We start from the raw sequence: 19,449 nt of genomic DNA, 5'->3' as shown, positions 1-19,449 counted from the left end.
CAAAAATCCGCGCTCCCAAACAGGCATAAGCTAACGCAGGCAAAATCCCTGGCGGTGCAGAAACTCCAGCATGAAGGGACGCGCCTCCCTGGCCAGGGTCTCCCCTATCTGCCCGGTCCAACTCATGTCCTTGTTGCCGCCGGTACGGGTGTGATAGTAGTGGCGCACCCGTTCGTCATAGTCCCGCATCAGGGCCTCATCCTGGTACGCCGGGTAGCCGTTTTCAAAAAACATCAGGGCGGTAGGCAGCCGGGGCTTGGGCTCGGGATCCTGGGCAGGGTGGCCGAGACAGAGCCCGAACAGGGGGATCACCCCCTTGGGCAGCGCCAGCAGCTCGCTGAGCTCATGCGGGTGGTTGCGTACTGCCCCGATAAAGACACCGCCCAGCCCCAGTGACTCCGCCGCCGTCAGCGCATTCTGCCCCATCAGGGCGGTGTCGATGGCGCCGATAAGCAATTGTTCGGCAAAGCCGGTCCTGGCTTCGGGCACCCACTGCAGGTGGCGATGAAAATCGGCACAGAATACCCAGAACTCGGCGGCCCCGACCACGTAGGCCTGATTGCCGCACAGGGGCAGCAGCCGGGCTCTGAGTTCGGGATCGGTCACCCGGATCACCGCCGAAGCCTGCAGGAAGCTGGAGCTGGGGGCAGCCTGGGCTGAGGCCATAATAGCCTCCAGGTGTTCGGGAGCCAGCGGTTGCTCGGTAAACTTGCGGATGGATCTGTGACGATGCATCACCTCGATGGCGGTTGTCATTTTTACCTCTTGCTGTTGGTCTTTGTGTATCATCACATTAATGGAATCATGCTCCGAATGGGAGAGACGGTGCGGGAAACCCAACATATAGAGCCGATGTCACGTCGCCATGGGCTGGCCCTCACTCTGGCCGGCATGGCCGTGATGCTGGTGCTGGCACTGGTACTGTACTGGCTCGGCGGACGAGGTCATCTGGTGGTGATTTTTCTGTTCCTGGCCGGCCTGGTCATGACGATTCTCGGTATTCTCAAGCTGCGCGAACCGGTATACAGCTTTTCCCTGAGTGCCGACAACCTGCATTTTCATCACAAGATTGGCGGCTGGAGCCTGCACTGGAGCAACATCGTCCGGGTCGACCAGCCCCGGCTTCACTCCGGGCTGGATCTGGTGGAACTGCCTTATGTCGGCATCAAAATCCGTGACTACGACGAATTTCTGCCGTTGATGACGCCGCGCCTGACGGTGCATCTGCTGACCGATCAACGTCCCCTGTTGGCCATGGCCCTGCGCCACGGCGCCGTCAGTCGCAGCCGGCTGCAGGACTGGCTGGTGGAGGACAATCATTACCGTTCGGCCAACGGCCGGCATTATGACGGCCTGCCTGCCATGCTCGGCCACCGCATGACCCATCTGCGCGAACTCTATGGCTACGATCTGCTGGTACACGAGTCCAACCTGGATCGGGACCCTCCCGCCTTTGTGGCGCTGATGCGTCGTTATCTGCAGCCATCATCATGATGGCCGTACAAAATTGATCTTGGCCTGTTTATTTCGGTGGATTTCACCGCCCGGGTCGAATAGATTCGACCCGACGGTTGTACCCGACATGAGCACCAACGGAATACGACAAGCTGTATGAAAAACCTGGATGCCTTTTATTTATTCGTCAAAGTCGTGCAACAAGGCGGCTTTTCCCATGCCGCCGCCCAGTTGGGCATGCCGACCGCCACCCTCAGCCGGCGCATTTCGGCCCTGGAGCAATCGCTCGGCTGCAAGCTGCTGAGCCGCACCACCCGCAAGCTGCAGCTGACCGAGGAAGGCCGGCGTTATTTCGAACGACTGCACCCGCTGCTCACGGAAATGGAACAGGTGACCGGTGATATCCAGGGCCAGAGCCAGCGCATGAGCGGCCTTATCAAGGTGGCCGCACCCATTGCCATTTCCAATACCTTTCTGATCGACGGCATCACCGAATTTTGCCTGCGTTATCCCGCGATCCGCATCGAGCTGCTGCAAAGCAACGACTACACCAGCCTGCTGGATACGGATCTGGACGTGGTGTTCTTCAGTGGCGAGCTGCCCGATTCGAGCCTGCGGGCCCGTCGCCTGGGCGAGGTGCACTACGGCCTGTTCGCCTCTCCCCACTACGTAGAACAGCAGGGCATGCCGATGTTGCCGGAAGAGCTGGATCAGCACCATATCATCCAGTGCTGGCCACATCGCAACTGGCTGCTGACCCATGAAGACGGGCGCCGCTTTCACCTGAAGCCGGTGGCCCGGCTGTCGGTCAACCAGATGCAGTCGGCGGTCAAGGCCGCCATTCAGGGCCTGGGGATCGTCAACGTGCCCAAACATTATGTGGCCCATCATGTAGATGCCGGGCTGCTGCGCCCGATATTGTCATCCTGGCTGGGCGGGAAGCGCCCCTTTCATATGGTCTATCACAACAGGGAACTGGCACCGGTGCGGCTGAATACCTTTATCGAGTTTATCGACAAACACATGCGCGAGCGGCTGGCATCGACCTGGGTAAGAAACTGGCAGGATAAAAGCGAAGAGGAATAAAATGCGGAAAAAAAATGGGCAGCTTCCGTCTGCCCGATTCCACTAACAAAAGATAAATGTAAGTAAGCTTGAACAAAAAGGTAACATAGCTCTCCCGGATGAATTAGCAGTTATTCTGTAAAACGAAAAAAGTCATTATTCCATTTTTGCAACAATCAACTTCCCCCCGGTAAATCCTGCTCCCACAGTACCACTTGCCCGCCTGGCCAGCGCTGGTCAAGATCGGCGTATCTCTGCTCCAGCAGATGCCGCTTGATCTTGAGTGTGGGCGTCATGATGTCATTTTCCACCGTCCAGGACGCCTTCATCACCAGGATGCCGCCCAGCCGCTGGTGACTCTCCAGCTTCTGGTTAACCTGGCCCAGGGTCATCGCCAACTGCTCGGCAATGGGTCCCTTATGGCGCTGATCGACCCCTTCCGCCAGCTGCACCAGGGCGATGGGCTGAGCCTGGCCGCTGCCAATGACACACACCTGCTCGATCAGCTCATTCTCGATCAACAGAGCTTCTATCGGCACCGGCAGCACATATTTGCCCTTGGCGGTTTTAAACGCGTCTTTCATCCGCCCGGTGATGGTGAGGTAGCCCTCCGCATCCAGCTTGCCCTGATCGCCGGTATGCAGCCAACCGTCCTGCAAGGTGTCGCGGGTGGCGGACTCCTGCTTGTAATAACCGCTCATCATTCCCGGGCAACGACACAGCACCTCGCCATTGTCCGCAATGCGGATTTCCACCTGGACCCCGGGCTTGCCCACGGTACCGACCTTGTCGGAACGATAGGGATAGTTGAGGGTGGAGTAGGCCAGGTTCTCGGTCATGCCCCAGGCTTCGGTGATGGGCATGTCCAGCCTTTCATACCAGCGCAGCAGTGAGGGCGACACCGGCGCCGAGCCGCAACCGAGGATACGGGCGGCACTCAAGCCCAGGCCGGCACGGATTTTCTTCTTTACCAGGCCGGAGATGAAGGGGATCTTAAGCAGCAGATCCAGTTTTTTCTGGGGCAGTTTTTCCAGGATGCGGCTACGGAAGTTGGTCCATAACCGGGGCACCGAAACAAACACCGTGGGCGAGATGGTTTTCACGTCTTCGATAAAGGTGTCCAGGCTTTGGGCGAATCCCACCGGAACCCCGCCGTAGAGGCTGGCACCGAGGATGTAGACCCGCTCGGTAATATGCGACAACGGCAGGTAGGAAAAGGCCCTGTCCTCACTGCTGAGACCGGTGGTCTGCAGTATGCCCTGGCAGGCGGCGGCGTAGGCGCCGAAGCCGATCATCACACCCTTGGGGTCACCGGTGCTGCCGGAGGTATACACCAGGCTCATCAGGCTGTCCCGTTCCGGTACCGGACGCTCGGTGATCGGTTCCTGAGCGAGCAGGCTTTCCCAGCGATGCTGGGTCTGCATGGTGGACGGATAAGGCATGCTGATGCGCATAATACCATCGGGAATGCCCGGCTCCTGCACCCCGGGGTCGTCCAGCTTGCCGGTGAAGATGGCCTTGCCCTCGCTGTGCTCCAGCACGTAGCGCACGGTCTCGGCCCCGGCGGTGGGATAGATGGGCACATTGACAAAGCCCCCCATCTGCAAGGCAAAGTCGCAGATAAACCATTCGGCACAGTTTTTGGACAACAGGGCCACTTTATCACCCGGCTCGAGTCCCAGGGCCCGCAGGCCGGCCACCAGCCGGGCTGCCTGCTCCAGTACCTGGGCCCAGCTGTACTGGTGCCAGTGACCGTCTTTGGGCTGACGCAGGTAGATATCGTCAGGCTTGTGTTCGGCCCAGTAGTAGAGCATTTCCAGAGGCAGCTTATCGGTATGTGTGCTCATAACTATCCTTGTGTCTGCGGGGCTAGATTAACAACAGTATTACAAAAACTGCCGAAAGCACCAGCATCATGATGGCTAGGTAATTGATGGTATTCACAATATCAGCTTTCAAACGACAAGGATCGGCTCTGGCCATGCGGCCGTCGCCTCGTGCGGGACAGACAGCAAAAAGCCCGCATTGCTGCGGGCTTTTCAATGTGGCGGTGAGGGAGGGATTCGAACCCTCGATACGTTGCCGTATACACACTTTCCAGGCGTGCTCCTTCAGCCACTCGGACACCTCACCAAATTGTTGTGGTGTTTTTTGTCATCGGTGTTACCTTCACCGGCTTGCCGAACATAGAAGGGCCTTGCCCTTTCAGCGGGGCGTATAGTAGGAAAGACACGGCATGGGTGCAATCTTTTTCTCACCATTCCGACGCGTTTGCGCAATATTGCGCCAGACGGCCTGGCTACCGCTCCCGGGGAGCCATTGCAGGCGACGATACCGAGTGACTCTGGCATAATAAGCGCCCGGTTTTTAAGGTAAAGTTAGGACGATAATGACGGTGACAGCAGCATCTACTCAGCTCCACGAGCGCTTTCGGGGCTACTATCCGGTGGTGATCGACGTGGAAACCGGCGGTTTCAATGCCAGGACCGATGCCTTGCTGGAAATTGCCGCCATTACCCTGAAAATGGACAGGAACGGTTGGCTGAGTCCGGATCAGACCTATCATTTTCATGTGTCACCTTTCGAGGGCGCCAACCTGGAACCGGCCGCCCTGGCGTTTACCGGCATCGATCCCTACAGTGCCCTGCGCGGGGCGGTGAGCGAACACGAGGCCCTGGAGCAAATCTTCAAGGGAATACGCAAGGGCCTCAAGGCCAACCAGTGTCAGCGCGCCATCGTGGTAGCGCACAATGCCACCTTCGATCATGGTTTTGTGATGGCCGCAGCCGAGCGTTCGGGCATCAAGCGCAACCCATTCCACCCTTTTGCCACCTTCGATACCGCCACCCTCGCCGGTCTGGCGCTTGGACAAACCGTATTGGCCAAGGCCTGCAAAACGGCGGGCATGAGTTTCGATAACAAAGAGGCGCACAGCGCCCTCTACGATACCCGCAAAACCGCCGAGCTGTTCTGCCTTATCGTCAATCGCTGGAAAGAACTGGGCGGCTGGCCGCTCGGGCAAATGGAAACACCGACCTTCGACGAACCGGCACCACAGGAATAAGCAGCTCGGGCCGGCCAGGATGGCCGGCACCGGGTTTCTCGTTAGCCTCGCCCTGTCGCCGGGCTCCCGTTCAACGGCGGCACCTGTATGTCATCACGCCGCCAGGCGCCACTCCCCAGGGTAAAGGCCTTGAGCCGGCCATCCAGCTCGATCACCATCTGCTCCATCATTTCACTGCCGCGCACCAGTTCGCCGGCACAGCCTTGGGTACTGTCGTATCCCTGCTTCATCACCACTATGTTGTGCTGGATATCATCGGTCACAGTTCTTTGCTCTTCGGTTGCCGTCGCCACCTGCTCGGTCATGGCGTTCACCTGGCTGATTTCCTCAACGATGGCGGACAACTGGGCACCCGCAGTTTTGGCCTCGCTCACGCAAGCCAGGCTGCGGCTGCGTCCCTGTCCCATTGCCTCGACCGCCTGCTCACTGCCCTGGCGCAGCCGGGTCAGCATTTCCTCAATCTGGTCGGCCGTGCTTTGGGTCTGCATCGCCAGGGCCCGCACCTCTTCGGCCACCACCGCAAAGCCCCGCCCCGACTCGCCGGCCCGGGCCGCTTCGATAGCCGCATTCAGCGCCAGCAAATTGGTCCGGTCGGAAATCTGCTTGATCACTTCAAGGAAATTGCTCACGTCCCGACTGTACCCCGCCACTTCAACCACCTTGGCCTCGCCGTGTTCCAGCGAGGCCGCGACCTGCTCGATAGCGGCAATGGTGCCGTCCACCTTGTGGTCGCCGTCTGACGCCCTGGCAATGGTGTGGTTGGCGGCAGAAAAGGTTTCCGAGGCATGGCGGGCAATCTCGGCCACGGTGGCCGACATTTCGGTGGCGGCAGACACCACCAGGTCCACCTGCCCCAGCCCCCGGTCCAGATCCTGCTGGATCACCTGCAGGGTCTGACGGGTATGGCCGCTGTGTGCCGTCAGGTGTTCACAGGTATCCCGCATCTGACCGAGCAGGGTGGACAACTGATGCTGCATGCGATTGATGGCGCCGGCCAGCTCGCCCAGTTCATCCTGGCTCGCCACCGTCACCGGCTGGCTGAAATCCTGGCGATGGGCAATGCGCATGATGCCCTGTTGCAGCGCCGCGAAGCCACGTCGCAGTTGGCGCAGTATCAGACCGCATATCGCCAGGGTCAGCAGGGCCACCGCCAGACTCAGCACCAGTGAAAACACAAAGCTGTTGCGTGCAGCCAGATAGCCCTGCTCACCGGTGTGGGCCAGGCTGAAGGCAAACTGATCCTCGACCCCCTTGATGGCATCGATATACCCCGTGGCCAAGGTAAACCAGGCGCTGGCATCACCACTCAGCGCACTGTGGCCGTGCTGCCGGTGAGCCTGGTTGATGGCATCCTGCACTTCCCGTGCTGCCGTTGTCCCCTGCACCGCCGTAAACCGATCACGCCATAAGGGGTCGGCCAGCACCATAAAGCGTTCCATATAGGCCTGGTACTGAGCCTCCAGAGCCGTGAACCGACGGTACATTTCCGGGCTGAACTGCCCCGCCACCCGGGCCGAACTCAGGCTGGCCCTGAGCAACCCCAACCTGTCCTTGGCCTGGAGAAAGGCGCTGTAGGCGCTCAGGGAGGCAGCCTGGGGCGCATCCGCCGCCAGCGGCACGGCGCCGTCGATCACCGCCAGCAAGGCGGCGATCACCTGGCTGTAGTCGTCGACCACCTGGGGCACCGTCAGTTGCTTGCCATCCACCTGCCGGCGCAGTCCCTCGAGCCGGCCCAACGCCTGCTGCAGGGCCTGGTAGCGACTGGCGACATCAGCACTCGTCGACTGCTGGCGGCGGCCCTGTTCCAACTGACGCAGGGCCTGCTCGGTTCGGGCTCGCTGCTCGGTCAACCGGGAGACAAAGTCGCCACGACTGTCATTGATACTGCTGGCCGACAAACCGCGTTCCGCCTGTAACTGGTGCGCCAGCTGACCGGCGTGCGCCGCCAGCCGGGTAATGGGCAGCATGTCCGCGGCATTGACCATGTTGCGATAACTCGCCATTGCATAGAGGGTGGCAAACAGAAACAGTGCCGCCAGGGGCAACAATACCAGTAAGCCGAGTTTGTGGGTGAGCTTGAGTGACGTCATGCAATGCCTCGTGATACCGCCAAGAATGACCAGTTTATCGGCATCGTCGCGCCTGGCTGAAGGCAATACTTGGGCCAGGTCGTTTTTTTGTTTGACGTGGATCAAGCGGCATGGCTGGACGCGGATTATTCGGCCAATCGCGGGACGAAGACAAATACTTCAGAGCGGCCGAATGGCAACACGGAAAGGGAACCCGCGCACCGGCCGGCTCACCCTGGTGAGCCGGCGTTCCTTACTTCCTGATCGTTATTCGCTCCCGATGGCGGGTTGGAGGTGCCCGGTTCTGACCCACAGCCGGGTGCGACCGTCCGCTTCCAGCCCGGGCACGGTGCCGGGCGGGAAACGCAGCCAGCTCAGGGCCGGATAGCGGAGCGCGCCCTCGTTCAGATGCCCCTCCAGCACCAGGATCTCCAGGCCATGCTTGTAACAGCAGGACGGAAAGCGGCCACCGGCGGGAAAGTCCAACAGGCTGGTGCTCACCCCGGCATGCTTGTGCAGCGGCAAACGCCGATAGCCGTGTTCGCCGGTGATCCACAGGCCTTGCTCGGGCCGGAGATGCAATAGCTCGCTATCCCCCCCGGCAAACTGGTTGAGCTTGACGAAGATCACACAACCTTCGTCACTGAAGGAGCCGTGCCGGCTCTGGGGGGGATGACGTACATAGCTACCGGCGGGGTAATCGCCCCGCTCATCGGAAAAGGTGCCTTCCAGCACCCAGAATTCCTCACCCTGGGGGTGCTGATGCTCGGGAAAGCGGGCGTGCGGTTCAAACCGAACCAGGCTGGTGACATGACCGCTTTCCGCCTGCTCCCGCTCCAGCGGATAGCGCCACACGCCGGCAGCCGGTGCAGGCTGCCAGCGGGAAGCATCATAGGGAAGGGTCAGTCGTTGAGAAAAGTCCATATTCAGCATCGGTTAATGTCCCGACAGACAAAGGGGATCCCATCCTCGCCCCGCCTTGGTTTGCGGTCAAGCCCCTTTCAGTGCCTCGCAGCGATAAATGTAGCCAGTGCCTGCGTTGACGAAGCTCAGGCGGTGGCTGATACAGGCCGGCGCATCCTCCTGATGGTGCGACACAAACAGCAACTGGGTACCGCCTTCGGCCACCAGCAGATCGATCCAGCGTTTGACCCAGTGGCGGTTGAAGGTATCCAGCCCCTGCAAGGGTTCGTCCAGGATCAGAATGGGGGGGTGTTTGACCATGGCCCGGGCGATCAGCAGCAACCGCTGCTGGCCGTAGGACAGGCTCCGGAACGGCACGTTGGCCTGGCCCTGCAGGCCGAGCAGCGCCAGCCATTGCTCGGCCAGGGCCAACTGGCTGGATCCGGGCTGCTGATAAACACCGACGGAATCGAAGAAGCCGGACAGGATCACCGAGCGCGGCGTGGCGGTGACCCGGTAGTCCTGCTGCATGGTGGTGCTGACATAGCCGATATGCTGTTTGATATCCCAGATGCTTTCACCGCTGCCCCGACGACGGCCGAACAGGGTGAGATCGTTACTGTAGCCCTGCGGATGGTCGCCGGTGACCAGGCTGAGCAGGGTCGACTTGCCGGACCCATTGGGGCCGATTATCTGCCAGTGCTCACCCGGATCTACCTGCCAGCTCAAGCCATCGAGGATATTGTGACCACCGTAGCTGACCCTGATATCGCGCATGATGATGCGCGGGGTGCCGGGGTCGAGGGTACGCCGCACCGCGTCCGGATCCGCCGGCGGCAGCGCCCGGCTCGCCTGCTCCATCGCCGCCAGATGGGTCAGTTGCACCAGCTCGGCCGATGCCGTCACCTCGGCGCGGGGCCCAGCGGTGGTCAGCTCACACTCGGTCAGTATGCCGAGCCGGTCGGCAAAATCGGGTATTTCCTCAAATCGGTTGAGGATCAAGACCAGCGTCTGCCCCGCCGCCGCCAGCTCTTGCAGCAGCAACATCAGGCCTGCATGCGCATGCACGTCCAGGCCGTCGAAGGGTTCGTCCAGAATCAACAGTTCCGGCGCTTGTAGCAGGGCTCGGCACAACAACACCTTGCGGGTTTCTCCGGTAGAGAGATACTTGAAACCGCGATCCAGCAGCCCCGCAATGCCGAAGCGTCCGGCCAGTTCCTCCAGAGCCGCCGCCTCGCCCCCGCCCTCCAGGATGATCTGCCGGGCGCTGTGGCCCTGATCCTCGTAATCGAGCAGATCGCTTTCATCCTCCTCCCGCTCCCGGTCGGCCAACCACTGCAACTGCTCAAAGGAGACCCACTCGATACGCCTAAAGCCATTGCTGAACTGGCCGGCCAGCCGTGGCAGCTCCCCGGCCAGGGCTCTGGCCAGAGCCGTTTTTCCGCTGCCGTTGGCACCGACAAAGCCCCAGCACTGCCCCTCCTCGAGCTCGAGCCCTCCGATGGTCAGTCGATGGTGTTCGCTGATGGAAAACTGGGCATCCCTGATACTGATGGCGGACATACGGCCTTGATCCTTCTCGATTAATCGGCAAAAAGACATCATCAATAACCCGGCCGCGGGATGCAAGAGACAAAATTGATACCCTGGATCCGGATTTGTGAGCCAGCCCTCAACCCGGCGCGCCAGAACAGGCTAACGTCTGCATGTCACCCACCCTCCGCTGAGGAGCTTTTATGCGTTATAACCAGGCCCTGATGGATGAACTGAATCTGTTGCTGCATTTCGATCTCGATACCACCCAGCAGGGGATCAAGGTACATCATGATGCGGACCCGGCGGTGATCACGGCAGCCGTACGGCTGCACGACAAGGGACTGATCACCCTGAGTGACGGCGGCTACCTGACCGAACTGGGCCGGGAAGCCAGCGAACACGCCCAAGCCATGCTGCGTCTGTTGCGCGAACCCACCCCCGCCTGAATCACACTCCTGCCAGGGCGGCAGATGCGGCCCTGAGTACCCGCAGGACGGCTCCCCTTGTTACCTCACCGGCTGGATTTTCAGCCCGCCGGCATTATTTTTAAGGGTTGGAGCATAACAATAAATGGAGACGGGAGATGACCATCACCCACTGTGGACACTGTGGTCGCCCCTTTTATGCTCACCGCCGACGATGTCCCCACTGCCAGGCATTGCGGGAAGACCTGGCGAATGCCCCCTATTATATCCGCCAGCCCATGTCCTTCCTGCTGGCCGCCATGGCGGTGGCCGGATTGATGATGCTCTGGAGCCTGTTCGACGACAAACCGAGTTTCGCCTCGCCACCGGCGGAAGACCCCCCTCGCATGCAAACCCGCAGCGCCGTGGATAAACCATAAAAAATGCCGGCAACGAGTGCCGGCATTTTGATGCGATAAGCGCAGAGGGAGTATTACAGGCCCTCGGCGTTCTCCGCCAGGTACCTGGCCACGCCATCCGGAGAGGCCTGCATGCCTTGCTTGCCCTTTTCCCACTGGGCCGGGCACACTTCGCCGTTGGTTTCGTGGAACTGCAGGGCGTCGACCATGCGCAGCATTTCGTCGATGTTGCGGCCCAGCGGCAGATCGTTCACCACCTGGTGACGAACCACGCCGTTGACGTCGATCAGGAAAGAGCCGCGGAAGGCCACACCGGCTTCCGGATGCTCTACGTCATAGGCCTTGCAGATCTCGTGCTTGACGTCGGCGACCAGCGGGTATTTCACCTGGCCGATACCGCCCTTGTCTACCGGGGTGTTGCGCCAGGCATTGTGGCTGAACTGGGAATCGATGGACACGCCGATCACTTCCACGCCGCGGCTCTTGAATTCTTCAAAACGGTGATCGAAGGCAATCAGCTCGGACGGGCAAACGAAGGTGAAGTCCAGCGGGTAGAAGAACACCACGGCGGCTTTGCCCTCGGTGAACTCTTTCAGGTTGAAGTTATCAACGATTTCGCCATTACCCAGTACAGCAGCAGCGGTAAAGTCGGGGGCCGGGCGGCCTACCAGTACGCTCATGTATATCTCCTTGGTGTTTACAATATGGGGTTTCCAGGAAACCACGCCGTTCGACTACACAGTATATGGGCGCCTGCCGCCAAACCCAAGGGCAGGCCGGCCGGTTGCGTAAAGTTCCGGCGGTGACCACGGCCACCGGCGGGCGGACATGATGCCAATACCCTGTACAAACGCCCCCTGGTAGCAGGATCGGCAATAGAAGACGATGCCGAACCAAATAATGCTCGACATTCCCGGCTGAATTTGCAAACTAGCCCCCTTCGCTTCCCCGTTCACCCAAATCCCGTAAGGATAGCCCATGAATCCTGTTGTCGTTGCCGTCTGCCTGATGCTGGCCCTGAGCCTGCTGCGCATCAACGTGGTGGTCGCCCTTACCCTCAGTGCCCTCGCAGGCGGCATGGTCGCCGGCATGCCGCTGACCGAGGCGGTCAATACCTTCGCCGGCGGCCTCGGCGGCGGTGCCACCATCGCCCTGAGTTACGCCATGCTGGGCGCCTTTGCCGTGGCCATCGCCCGCTCCGGCATCACCGACCTACTCGCCCATAAGGTGATCCGCGCCCTGGGCCAGGACGCCACCGCCGGCCGTATACTGTGGATCAAGGCGTTGTTGCTGTGCACCATACTGCTGGTGGCCATTTCCTCCCAGAACCTAATCCCGGTGCATATCGCCTTTATCCCTATCCTGATCCCGCCGCTGCTGCACGTGATGGCCAAGCTACGGCTGGACCGGCGTGCCGTGGCCTGCGTGCTCACCTTCGGCCTCACCGCCACCTACATGCTGCTGCCGGTCGGCTTCGGCGGCATCTTCCTCAACAACATCCTGCTCGCCAACCTGGTCGAGAACGGAGTGGCGGCCGACAAGACCATGCTGCCCACCGCCATGGCCATCCCCGTCGGCGGCATGCTGCTCGGCCTGTTGGTGGCGGTGTTCATCAGCTACCGTCGGCCCCGGGACTATGACGAAGGCAGGATACTGGCCATCGAGCCCGAGCATGTCAGCATCAACGCTTCCCATATTGCCATTGCCGTGCTCGCCATCCTCACCGCCCTGGGCCTGCAACTCTACAGCGACTCCATCATCCTCGGCGCCATGGTCGGCTTCGTCATCTTCACCCTGGGCGGCGTCATCAAATTCAGGGAAAGTCAGGATGCCTTCACCCAGGGGGTAAAGATGATGTCGCTGATCGGCTTTATCATGATTGCCGCCGCCGGCTTCGCCGCCGTGATCAAGGCCACCGACGGTATCGGCAGCCTGGTGCAGGCGGTGGATGCCCTGATCGGCGACAACAGGGCCCTCGCCGCCCTGGTGATGCTGGTGGTGGGATTGCTGATCACCATGGGCATCGGTTCATCCTTTTCCACCATCCCCATCATTGCGCCCATCTATGTGCCCCTGTGCATCGCCCTGGGCTTTTCCCCCCTGGCCACCCTGGCCATCATCGGCACCGCCGGCGCCCTGGGTGATGCGGGCTCGCCGGCCTCCGACTCCACCCTGGGCCCCACCTCGGGCCTGAACGCGGACGGCCAGCACGATCATATCTGGGATTCCGTCGTACCCACCTTCCTGCACTACAACCTGCCGCTGATCGCCTTCGGCTGGCTGGCCGCCATGGTGCTCTGAACAAAGGGGCAAGGGTAGCGCTCCTTGCCGACCCGGTTTTCACCTGATCCAGGTCAAGCTGTTCGTCACCCCGGAACTGTTAGAATAAAACTACATTTTTAGCTCCGGGGTTCCCACCATGAAACCGAACGACCCGATTTTTGATGCCCTGCTGCCGCCGGAAATGGCGAAAAAAGCCGAAGACGTGGGGGCATACAAGGCCAGCCGCCCCCTGTCACAATCTTTCATATTGGCGGTAACCGCCGGTGTCTTTATCTCCATCGCCTTCGTGTTCTACATCACGGTCACCACTGGCGCGGGCAGTCTGCCCTGGGGCATGGCGCGCCTCGGCGGCGGCCTGGCCTTCAGTCTAGGGCTCATTCTGGTGGTGATCTGCGGCGGTGAATTGTTTACTTCCAGCGTACTCACCACCGTCGCCCGGGCCAGCCGACGCATCGGCTGGGGCCAACTGGCGCGCAACTGGATCATCGTCTACCTCGGCAACCTGGGCGGCGCCCTGCTGTTCGTGCTGCTGATCTGGCTGGCCGGCCAGCATCTGGCCGCCGACGGCGCCTGGGGCCTCAATACCCTGAATATCGCCCGGCACAAACTGCACCACGGCTTTATACAGGCCGTGGCCTTAGGGATACTGTGCAACATGATGGTCTGCCTGGCGGTGTGGATGACATTTTCCTGCCGCAGCAATACCGACAAGGTGCTGGTCATGCTGCTGCCGATCTCGATGTTTGTGGCCAGCGGTTTCGAGCACAGCATCGCCAACCTCTTTATCGTGCCCCTGGCCATCGCCATTCAGCAGTTCGCCGGCCCCGAATTCTGGACCCTGACCGGCGCCCTGCCCGCCGATTTCGCCGACCTGACCCTGGCCAACTTTCTGCTACACAACCTGCTGCCGGTTACTCTCGGCAATATCATCGGCGGCGGGGTGCTGGTGGGGCTCTGTTACTGGCTGATCTACCTGCGCCAGACACCGCCTGCTAAATCAGAGAGCGGAGCAGATTGCGCAGCCACTGCAGCGCCGGCTGACGGTCATGCAACGGATGCCAGACGCAGTTGAGATGGTAGGCGGGTAGGTCGGCGGGCAGTAGGACCAGCTTCAGCGGCCAGGCGTCGGCCAGCATCACCGCCACCTTTTTGGGCAGCACCAGCAGGTGGTCGCTCTGCCCGACGATGGCCGCCGCCGACATGTAGCTCTGGCTGTTGACCGAGATGGTGCGCTTCAATCCCTGCCCCGCCAGCCAGCGATCGACGATGGACTCCCGGGTGCCGAGCGGCGAATGGAACACATGGGGAAGCCGGGTGAGTTCATCCAGGCTGAGCCGCTCCCCCACCGTGGGATGATCCCGGCTGACCACCCCCGCCAGGGGCTCGGTCAGCCAGGTTTGGGTTCGCAGCGAGGCCGGTACCTGCATGTATTCATCGAAGCCCAGCACCAGATCCACCTCGCCGTTGGCCAGGGCCTGCTCGGGCAGACGGTCTCGCAGAATCTCAATTTCGATACGTACCCCGGGCGCTTCTGTCTTCAGCCGGCGGATGAGCGGCGGCACCAGCACGCATTCCACATAGTCGGTGGTGCTGAGCACGAAGCGCCGGCCGGAGGTGGCGGGATCGAAGCGTTCCTCCCGCCCCAGTTCCTGCTCCAGCAGAGCCAGCGCCCGGCGCACCGTGTGCTGCAGCTCCTCGGCCCGCGCCGTGGGCACCATGCCGGTGGCGCTGCGCACCAGCAGCGGATCTTCGAAGAACTGACGCAGCCGGTTGAGGGCATGGCTCATGGCCGGCTGGCTGATAAAACACTGCTCCGCCGCCCGGGTGACGTTGCGCTGGGTCATGAGGGCGTCGAAGGCGAGCAGCAGGTTGAGGTCGAGCTGGTGCAGCTTCATCAATATTCACCATATGAATAAACTGATTAATACTATTCATTTGATGGATGGTAATGCAAGGGTCACACTGAAGCCTGAAGATTCGGGTTGTTGATGTCTGCCGGAAAAACGGAGCACTCAACCAAAGGAAGCAGCCCCGCCGACTCGCCGTGAACCCATCCCTGGCGCCAACGGTCGACGGTCCTCCCCCCTTTGGCTTCCTCCGGAACCACGGCGCAGTCTCAATATCTCCCACACGATGACATGATCAGTCCCACACTGTTAAGGAGTTCACCATGGCAATGGTTACCGTGGCCGCCACCCAGATGGCCTGCAGCTGGAACAAAGAAGAAAACACCGCCCGCGCCGAGCAGCTGGTGCGCCAGGCCGCCGCCCAGGGCGCCCAGATCATCCTTATCCAGGAGCTGTTTGAAACTCCCTATTTCTGCATCGACCAGAGCCCCGAGCACTTCGCCCTGGCCCAGGAAGTGGATAACAGCCCGCTGATCCGCCACTTCCAGGCCCTGGCCAAGGAGCTGGCAGTGGTGCTGCCGCTCAGCTTCTTCGAGCGCGCCGGCTACGCCCATTACAACTCCCTGGTGGTGATCGACGCCGACGGCAGCCTGCTGGATGTGTATCGCAAGACCCACATCCCCAACGGCCCGGCCTACCAGGAGAAGCAGTTCTTTACCCCCGGCGACACCGGCTTCAAGGTGTGGCAGACCCGCTACGCCAAAATCGGCGTGGGCATCTGCTGGGATCAGTGGTTCCCGGAAACCGCCCGCAGCCTGGCGCTGCTGGGCGCCGAGCTGATCTTCTTCCCCACCGCCATCGGTTCCGAGCCGGCCTACCCGGAGATCGACAGCCAGCCCCACTGGACCCGCACCCAGCAGGGCCACGCCGCCGCCAACCTGGTGCCGGTGATCGCCTCCAATCGCATCGGCACCGAGCAGAGCAAGTATATTGACGGCCTGGAGATGACCTTCTACGGCTCTTCCTTTATCGCCGATCAGTTCGGCGAACTGGTCAAGCAGGCGGACAAGACCTCCGAGTGCGTGCTGGTGCACCGCTTCGACCTGGAGGAAGTCGCCAAAACCCGCATCAACTGGGGCCTGTTCCGCGACCGCCGCCCGGCCATGTACCAGGCGCTGATGACGTCCGACGGCAAGACCCCGGGAGGTCGCTGATGGAACAGCTGAAAGGCTTTCATATGCCCGCCGAATGGGCGCCCCAGCAGGCGGTGTGGATGATCTGGCCGCACCGGCCCGACAACTGGCGCGACCAGGGCGCTCCGGCTCAGGCCACCTTCGCCCGGGTGGCCGAGGCCATCGCCGCCGCCACCCCGGTCTATATGGCGGTGCCGAAAGCCCAGATGGACAAAGCCCGGGCGGTGATGCCGCCCGAGGTCAAACTGGTGGCCATAGCGAGCGACGATGCCTGGGCCCGGGATACCGGCCCCACCGTGGTGGTGAACGGCCAGGGCGAGGCTGTCGGCATCGACTGGCGCTTCAACGCCTGGGGTGGCCATAACGGCGGCCTCTACCATCCCTGGGAGCGAGACCAGGCCATGGCCCAGGCCATGCTGGCGGAGCACGGACTGCCGGCATTGGAAAGCCCGCTGGTACTGGAAGGCGGGTCCATCCATGTGGACGGTGAAGGCACCCTGCTCACCACCGCCGAATGCCTGCTGAACCCCAACCGCAACCCGCACCTGAGCCAGACACAGATAGAGCAGCACCTGAAGGAGACCCTGGGGGTCAGCCACTTTATCTGGTTGCCGGAAGGGGTCTACATGGACGAGACCGACGGCCATATCGACAACATGGCCTGTTTCGCCCGCCCCGGCGAGGTGCTGCTGCACTGGTGCGACGATGAAAGCGATCCCCAGTACGCCCGCAGCCGGGCGGCGCTGGAAGTGCTGGAACAGGCGGTGGACGCCAGGGGCCGCGAACTCAAGGTGTGGAAGCTGCCCCAGCCCGGCCCGCTTTATGTGACCGAAGAGGAAGCGGCCGGGGTGGCCAGCGGCGCCGCCGTGCCCCGGGTGGCCGGTGAACGGCTGGCGGGCTCCTATGTGAACTTCCTGATCAGCAACCGGCGGCTGGTGTTCCCGCTGCTGGACGAGCGCACCGACGGCGGTGCCCAACGGCTGCTGGAGACCATCTTCCCGGAGCTGGAAGTGGTGGGTGTGCCGGCACGGGAGATCCTGCTCGGCGGCGGCAATATCCACTGCATCACCCAGCAGATCCCGGCGGTATAAAGCCCGGGGATTGGGGATTGGGGATTGGGGATTGGGGATTGGGGATTGGCCGATAGGGTGAAACGGCAAGGGTCCATTTCAATGGGCTACCCCACCAGCGGCGCCGTGGTTTGCCGTAGGGTCCGTTTCAACGGATCCCATCCCGCACAACGCCGGCGTGCGGTCGAATAAATTCGACCCTACAGGGCCCGTCGTGGGCCCTTACCCGAACCGGGCCAGGCGGAAAGGCGCCAGATCGAAGCCGGGATCGCCGTCCAGCATCCAGTGGGCGAACAGCTCGCCCAGCACGCTGGCGAACTTGAAGCCGTGGCCCGAGCAGGCGCTGGCGAAAAATACCTGCTCATGCTCCGGGTGCCGATCCAGGATAAAGTCTTCGTCCGGGGTGCGGATATAGTGGCAGGCCTTGCCCTCGATAAGCTCCCCCACTCCGGGCAGGTAGCGGTGCACGAAGGCGTCCAGCTCCACCCGGTCTTCCGCCAGGGCACCAAAAGGCGTCAACGGCTCTCCCGGAGCCAGAAGCTGGCCACCGTCGTGGCGGCCGACCTTGAAACCGGCACCGTCCAGGGTCGGGAAACCGTAGTAGATACCTTGCGCCATGTCGGCGGAAAAACCGGGAAAACACCCCGGACCCATGGCCTGCTCGTCGGCCCGGTACCAGGCAAAGGTCTTGCGCACCCGGGTCAGCGGCAGGCTCAGGCCCAGCCCGGCGAGCAGGCGGGCGCTATGCTGGCCGGCGCAGATCAGCACCTTGCCCGCATGGACTTCCCCCCGGGCGGTGCTGGCCCTTACCCCGCCCTCGCCGTCGATACGCAAGGTCCGCACGGCGCTGTATTCGAGCAGTCGGGCGCCCGCGCGTTCGGCAAGACGACGATAGGCCAGCAGCACCCGCTCGCAATAGAGCACCCCCGCCTGAGGCTCGAAGGCACCGCCCTGCCCCTCCGGCAGGCACCAGGCGGGCCAGCGCCGGCCGATGGCATCGCCCTCCAGCTGCTCCAGCGCCAGACCATATTCCCGGGCGCTGGCCGCCACCTGTTGAATAAAGAGGCTGTCGGCTCGGCCCAGGTTCAACACGCCGCAGGGCAGCAACAGCGACTCGCCACTCTCGGCTTCCAGATCCTGCCAAAGCCGGCGGGCGCGCAGCAGCAGGGGCACATAGCGGGCACCCTCACCATAGGCGTAACGGACAAGGCGGGTGCTGCCATGGTGCGAGCCCAGGGCATGGGGCGGTGCTCCCTCGTCGAGCAGCACCACTCGCGCCCCGCGCCTGGCCAGTTGATAGCCCGCGGCCAGGCCCACCGAACCCGCCCCGATCACCATGATATCTGCCTGCATACTGATTCCTTTTCTGGTCATGCTATCGGTATTGTTCCGTCCAAAAACAACAAGGCCCCGCCTGAATGAACAAACGGGGCCCTGATGTCCGGCGTTTACTGAGGTCGCACCGAGCCTTTCAAACCGGTCAGCCGCTCCAGCGCCGCCAGCTGTTGTTCCAGACTGGCTTTACTGTCGGGACCTACCCAGACCCGGTTCAGTTCTCCCTGGCGCGGCACCGACGGGGTGGTCTGGGCCCGGTAGCCGGCGGCGCGCAGCTTAGAGACCAGAGCATTGACGTTGTCCGCGTTGCGGAAAGCGCCCAACTGAACGATATAATTGCCACCCTGGGGCTGGATCTGCTGGGTCACGGGCGCAGGCTGGGGTACCGGAGCAGGCTGAATAATAGGGGCAGGCTTGATGACCGGCGCCGGTCTGGGCGTCGGCTGGGCGGCTACCTGGGGGGCCGGTTGCGGCGCCGGCTGGACAACAGGTTTCGGCGCCGGCTCCGGGCGGGCGGGTGCGGCCTGGGGCTTGGGTGCCACCGGCGGCGCCTCCTTCGCCTCTTCCAGCGTCCAGACTTCTGGCTTCGCGGCCGCTGCCTCCGGCTGCGCGGCCAGTTCGGTAGCCGGCGGAGCCATCACCACGGGCTGGGCCGGCTCAAGCTCGGGCCGCAGCGGGATACTCACCGCCTCCTCTGGCGCCCCCTGCTGTTTTCCATCCAACAAGTCGGGCAGAAAAATAACACCCAGGGCCACCAGGATCACGGTGCCTACCAATCGATGCTGAAATTGTGTTGCCAAAGAAGC

General features: G+C 62.0%; 18 protein-coding genes and 1 tRNA gene. 9 read left to right on the top strand and 10 right to left on the bottom strand.

All coding sequences use genetic code 11. The features are described 5' to 3' along the window. Positions 1-30: 30 nt before the first annotated feature. The gene (nfsA, locus tag ACEVBK_RS08420) at positions 31-756 is read right to left on the bottom strand and encodes an oxygen-insensitive NADPH nitroreductase (protein ID WP_375058154.1); all 726 of its coding nucleotides are present in this window, start codon (positions 754-756) and stop codon (positions 31-33) included. Between the two features lie 96 nt (positions 757-852). On the opposite strand from nfsA, the gene ACEVBK_RS08415 reads away from it, so the two are divergent. Continuing rightward, positions 853-1,494: a DUF2982 domain-containing protein gene (locus ACEVBK_RS08415; RefSeq protein WP_375058153.1), complete on the top strand. Its 642-nt coding sequence runs from the start codon at positions 853-855 to the stop codon at positions 1,492-1,494. Positions 1,495-1,611: 117 nt separating this feature from the next. Further along, complete coding sequence (locus ACEVBK_RS08410; protein ID WP_375058152.1) at positions 1,612-2,541, top strand: LysR family transcriptional regulator; 930 nt, start codon at positions 1,612-1,614, stop codon at positions 2,539-2,541. A gap of 155 nt (positions 2,542-2,696) precedes the next feature. Here ACEVBK_RS08410 and ACEVBK_RS08405 read toward each other — a convergent pair whose 3' ends face one another. Beyond that, a complete protein-coding gene (locus tag ACEVBK_RS08405; protein WP_375058151.1) occupies positions 2,697-4,367 on the bottom strand; it encodes an AMP-binding protein in 1,671 nt (556 codons plus the stop codon). A gap of 198 nt (positions 4,368-4,565) precedes the next feature. Then, positions 4,566-4,653, bottom strand: a tRNA-Ser gene (locus tag ACEVBK_RS08400). 256 nt (positions 4,654-4,909) lie between these two features. Between ACEVBK_RS08400 and rnt the strand changes: the two genes are divergently transcribed. Next, entirely contained in the window at positions 4,910-5,584 is a 675-nt protein-coding gene (gene rnt, locus ACEVBK_RS08395; RefSeq protein ID WP_375058150.1) for a ribonuclease T, read from the top strand. A 41-nt stretch (positions 5,585-5,625) separates the two neighbouring features. Here rnt and ACEVBK_RS08390 read toward each other — a convergent pair whose 3' ends face one another. The 3 genes from ACEVBK_RS08390 to modF form a co-directional block, all read right to left on the bottom strand. Continuing rightward, on the bottom strand, positions 5,626-7,674 hold the full coding sequence (locus tag ACEVBK_RS08390) for a methyl-accepting chemotaxis protein (protein ID WP_375058149.1): 2,049 nt from the start codon (positions 7,672-7,674) through the stop codon (positions 5,626-5,628). A gap of 246 nt (positions 7,675-7,920) precedes the next feature. Continuing rightward, complete coding sequence (locus tag ACEVBK_RS08385) at positions 7,921-8,577, bottom strand: cupin domain-containing protein (RefSeq protein ID WP_375058148.1); 657 nt, start codon at positions 8,575-8,577, stop codon at positions 7,921-7,923. Positions 8,578-8,643: 66 nt separating this feature from the next. Next, positions 8,644-10,119, bottom strand: coding sequence for a molybdate ABC transporter ATP-binding protein ModF (modF, locus tag ACEVBK_RS08380; RefSeq protein WP_375058147.1), 1,476 nt, complete (start codon positions 10,117-10,119; stop codon positions 8,644-8,646). Positions 10,120-10,292: 173 nt separating this feature from the next. Between modF and ACEVBK_RS08375 the strand changes: the two genes are divergently transcribed. Together ACEVBK_RS08375 and ACEVBK_RS08370 are read left to right on the top strand one after the other, a co-directional pair. Next, a complete protein-coding gene (locus ACEVBK_RS08375; RefSeq protein ID WP_375058146.1) occupies positions 10,293-10,538 on the top strand; it encodes a TIGR02647 family protein in 246 nt (81 codons plus the stop codon). A 137-nt stretch (positions 10,539-10,675) separates the two neighbouring features. After that, a complete protein-coding gene (locus tag ACEVBK_RS08370; RefSeq protein WP_375058145.1) occupies positions 10,676-10,936 on the top strand; it encodes a hypothetical protein in 261 nt (86 codons plus the stop codon). A gap of 53 nt (positions 10,937-10,989) precedes the next feature. Here the strand turns inward: ACEVBK_RS08370 and ACEVBK_RS08365 are convergent, their stop codons facing one another. Continuing rightward, positions 10,990-11,595 (bottom strand): peroxiredoxin C, encoded by a 606-nt coding sequence (locus ACEVBK_RS08365; protein ID WP_375058144.1) that lies wholly within the window; start codon positions 11,593-11,595, stop codon positions 10,990-10,992. A 298-nt stretch (positions 11,596-11,893) separates the two neighbouring features. On the opposite strand from ACEVBK_RS08365, the gene ACEVBK_RS08360 reads away from it, so the two are divergent. Both ACEVBK_RS08360 and focA read left to right on the top strand, forming a co-directional pair. Continuing rightward, a complete protein-coding gene (locus ACEVBK_RS08360; protein WP_375058143.1) occupies positions 11,894-13,216 on the top strand; it encodes a Na+/H+ antiporter family protein in 1,323 nt (440 codons plus the stop codon). A 118-nt stretch (positions 13,217-13,334) separates the two neighbouring features. Continuing rightward, complete coding sequence (gene focA, locus ACEVBK_RS08355; RefSeq protein ID WP_375058142.1) at positions 13,335-14,270, top strand: formate transporter FocA; 936 nt, start codon at positions 13,335-13,337, stop codon at positions 14,268-14,270. On the opposite strand, the gene ACEVBK_RS08350 is transcribed toward focA, so the two are convergent. Beyond that, positions 14,191-15,093 carry a LysR family transcriptional regulator gene (locus tag ACEVBK_RS08350; RefSeq protein WP_375058141.1) on the bottom strand — a complete coding sequence of 301 codons (903 nt, stop codon included), beginning with the start codon at positions 15,091-15,093 and terminating at the stop codon, positions 14,191-14,193. The genes focA and ACEVBK_RS08350 overlap by 80 nt on opposite strands. A 275-nt stretch (positions 15,094-15,368) precedes the next feature. On the opposite strand from ACEVBK_RS08350, the gene aguB reads away from it, so the two are divergent. Beyond that, positions 15,369-16,259 (top strand): N-carbamoylputrescine amidase, encoded by an 891-nt coding sequence (gene aguB, locus ACEVBK_RS08345; RefSeq protein ID WP_375058140.1) that lies wholly within the window; start codon positions 15,369-15,371, stop codon positions 16,257-16,259. After that, on the top strand, positions 16,259-17,329 hold the full coding sequence (aguA, locus tag ACEVBK_RS08340; protein ID WP_375058139.1) for an agmatine deiminase: 1,071 nt from the start codon (positions 16,259-16,261) through the stop codon (positions 17,327-17,329). The genes aguB and aguA overlap by 1 nt, the downstream gene beginning before the upstream one ends. 201 nt (positions 17,330-17,530) lie before the next feature. On the opposite strand, the gene solA is transcribed toward aguA, so the two are convergent. Continuing rightward, the gene (gene solA, locus ACEVBK_RS08335; RefSeq protein WP_375058138.1) at positions 17,531-18,661 is read right to left on the bottom strand and encodes an N-methyl-L-tryptophan oxidase; all 1,131 of its coding nucleotides are present in this window, start codon (positions 18,659-18,661) and stop codon (positions 17,531-17,533) included. 95 nt (positions 18,662-18,756) lie between these two features. Beyond that, positions 18,757-19,443, bottom strand: coding sequence for a cell division protein DedD (dedD, locus tag ACEVBK_RS08330; RefSeq protein ID WP_375058137.1), 687 nt, complete (start codon positions 19,441-19,443; stop codon positions 18,757-18,759). Between the last annotated feature and the right edge of the window lie 6 nt (positions 19,444-19,449).

The sequence above is a fragment of the Zobellella sp. DQSA1 genome (genome assembly GCF_041950555.1).
Taxonomy (GTDB): Bacteria; Pseudomonadota; Gammaproteobacteria; order Enterobacterales; family Aeromonadaceae; genus Oceanimonas.
Note: the sequence above shows the minus strand (reverse complement) of the source record. Positions and strands in the feature narration are given on the sequence as shown.

Bases quoted from the DNA above. Each gene is read 5' to 3' on its own strand.
- ACEVBK_RS08350 (WP_375058141.1), bottom strand. From the start codon at position 15,093: ATGAAGCTGCACCAGCTCGACCTCAACCTGCTGCTCGCCTTCGACGCC.
- ACEVBK_RS08410 (WP_375058152.1), top strand. From the start codon at position 1,612: ATGAAAAACCTGGATGCCTTTTATTTATTCGTCAAAGTCGTGCAACAA.
- ACEVBK_RS08375 (WP_375058146.1), top strand. From the start codon at position 10,293: ATGCGTTATAACCAGGCCCTGATGGATGAACTGAATCTGTTGCTGCAT.
- aguA (WP_375058139.1), top strand. From the start codon at position 16,259: ATGGAACAGCTGAAAGGCTTTCATATGCCCGCCGAATGGGCGCCCCAG.
- ACEVBK_RS08405 (WP_375058151.1), bottom strand. From the start codon at position 4,367: ATGAGCACACATACCGATAAGCTGCCTCTGGAAATGCTCTACTACTGG.
- ACEVBK_RS08370 (WP_375058145.1), top strand. From the start codon at position 10,676: ATGACCATCACCCACTGTGGACACTGTGGTCGCCCCTTTTATGCTCAC.
- focA (WP_375058142.1), top strand. From the start codon at position 13,335: ATGAAACCGAACGACCCGATTTTTGATGCCCTGCTGCCGCCGGAAATG.
- ACEVBK_RS08390 (WP_375058149.1), bottom strand. From the start codon at position 7,674: ATGACGTCACTCAAGCTCACCCACAAACTCGGCTTACTGGTATTGTTG.
- solA (WP_375058138.1), bottom strand. From the start codon at position 18,661: ATGCAGGCAGATATCATGGTGATCGGGGCGGGTTCGGTGGGCCTGGCC.
- nfsA (WP_375058154.1), bottom strand. From the start codon at position 756: ATGACAACCGCCATCGAGGTGATGCATCGTCACAGATCCATCCGCAAG.
- aguB (WP_375058140.1), top strand. From the start codon at position 15,369: ATGGCAATGGTTACCGTGGCCGCCACCCAGATGGCCTGCAGCTGGAAC.
- modF (WP_375058147.1), bottom strand. From the start codon at position 10,119: ATGTCCGCCATCAGTATCAGGGATGCCCAGTTTTCCATCAGCGAACAC.
- ACEVBK_RS08415 (WP_375058153.1), top strand. From the start codon at position 853: ATGTCACGTCGCCATGGGCTGGCCCTCACTCTGGCCGGCATGGCCGTG.
- rnt (WP_375058150.1), top strand. From the start codon at position 4,910: ATGACGGTGACAGCAGCATCTACTCAGCTCCACGAGCGCTTTCGGGGC.
- ACEVBK_RS08385 (WP_375058148.1), bottom strand. From the start codon at position 8,577: ATGGACTTTTCTCAACGACTGACCCTTCCCTATGATGCTTCCCGCTGG.
- ACEVBK_RS08365 (WP_375058144.1), bottom strand. From the start codon at position 11,595: ATGAGCGTACTGGTAGGCCGCCCGGCCCCCGACTTTACCGCTGCTGCT.
- ACEVBK_RS08360 (WP_375058143.1), top strand. From the start codon at position 11,894: ATGAATCCTGTTGTCGTTGCCGTCTGCCTGATGCTGGCCCTGAGCCTG.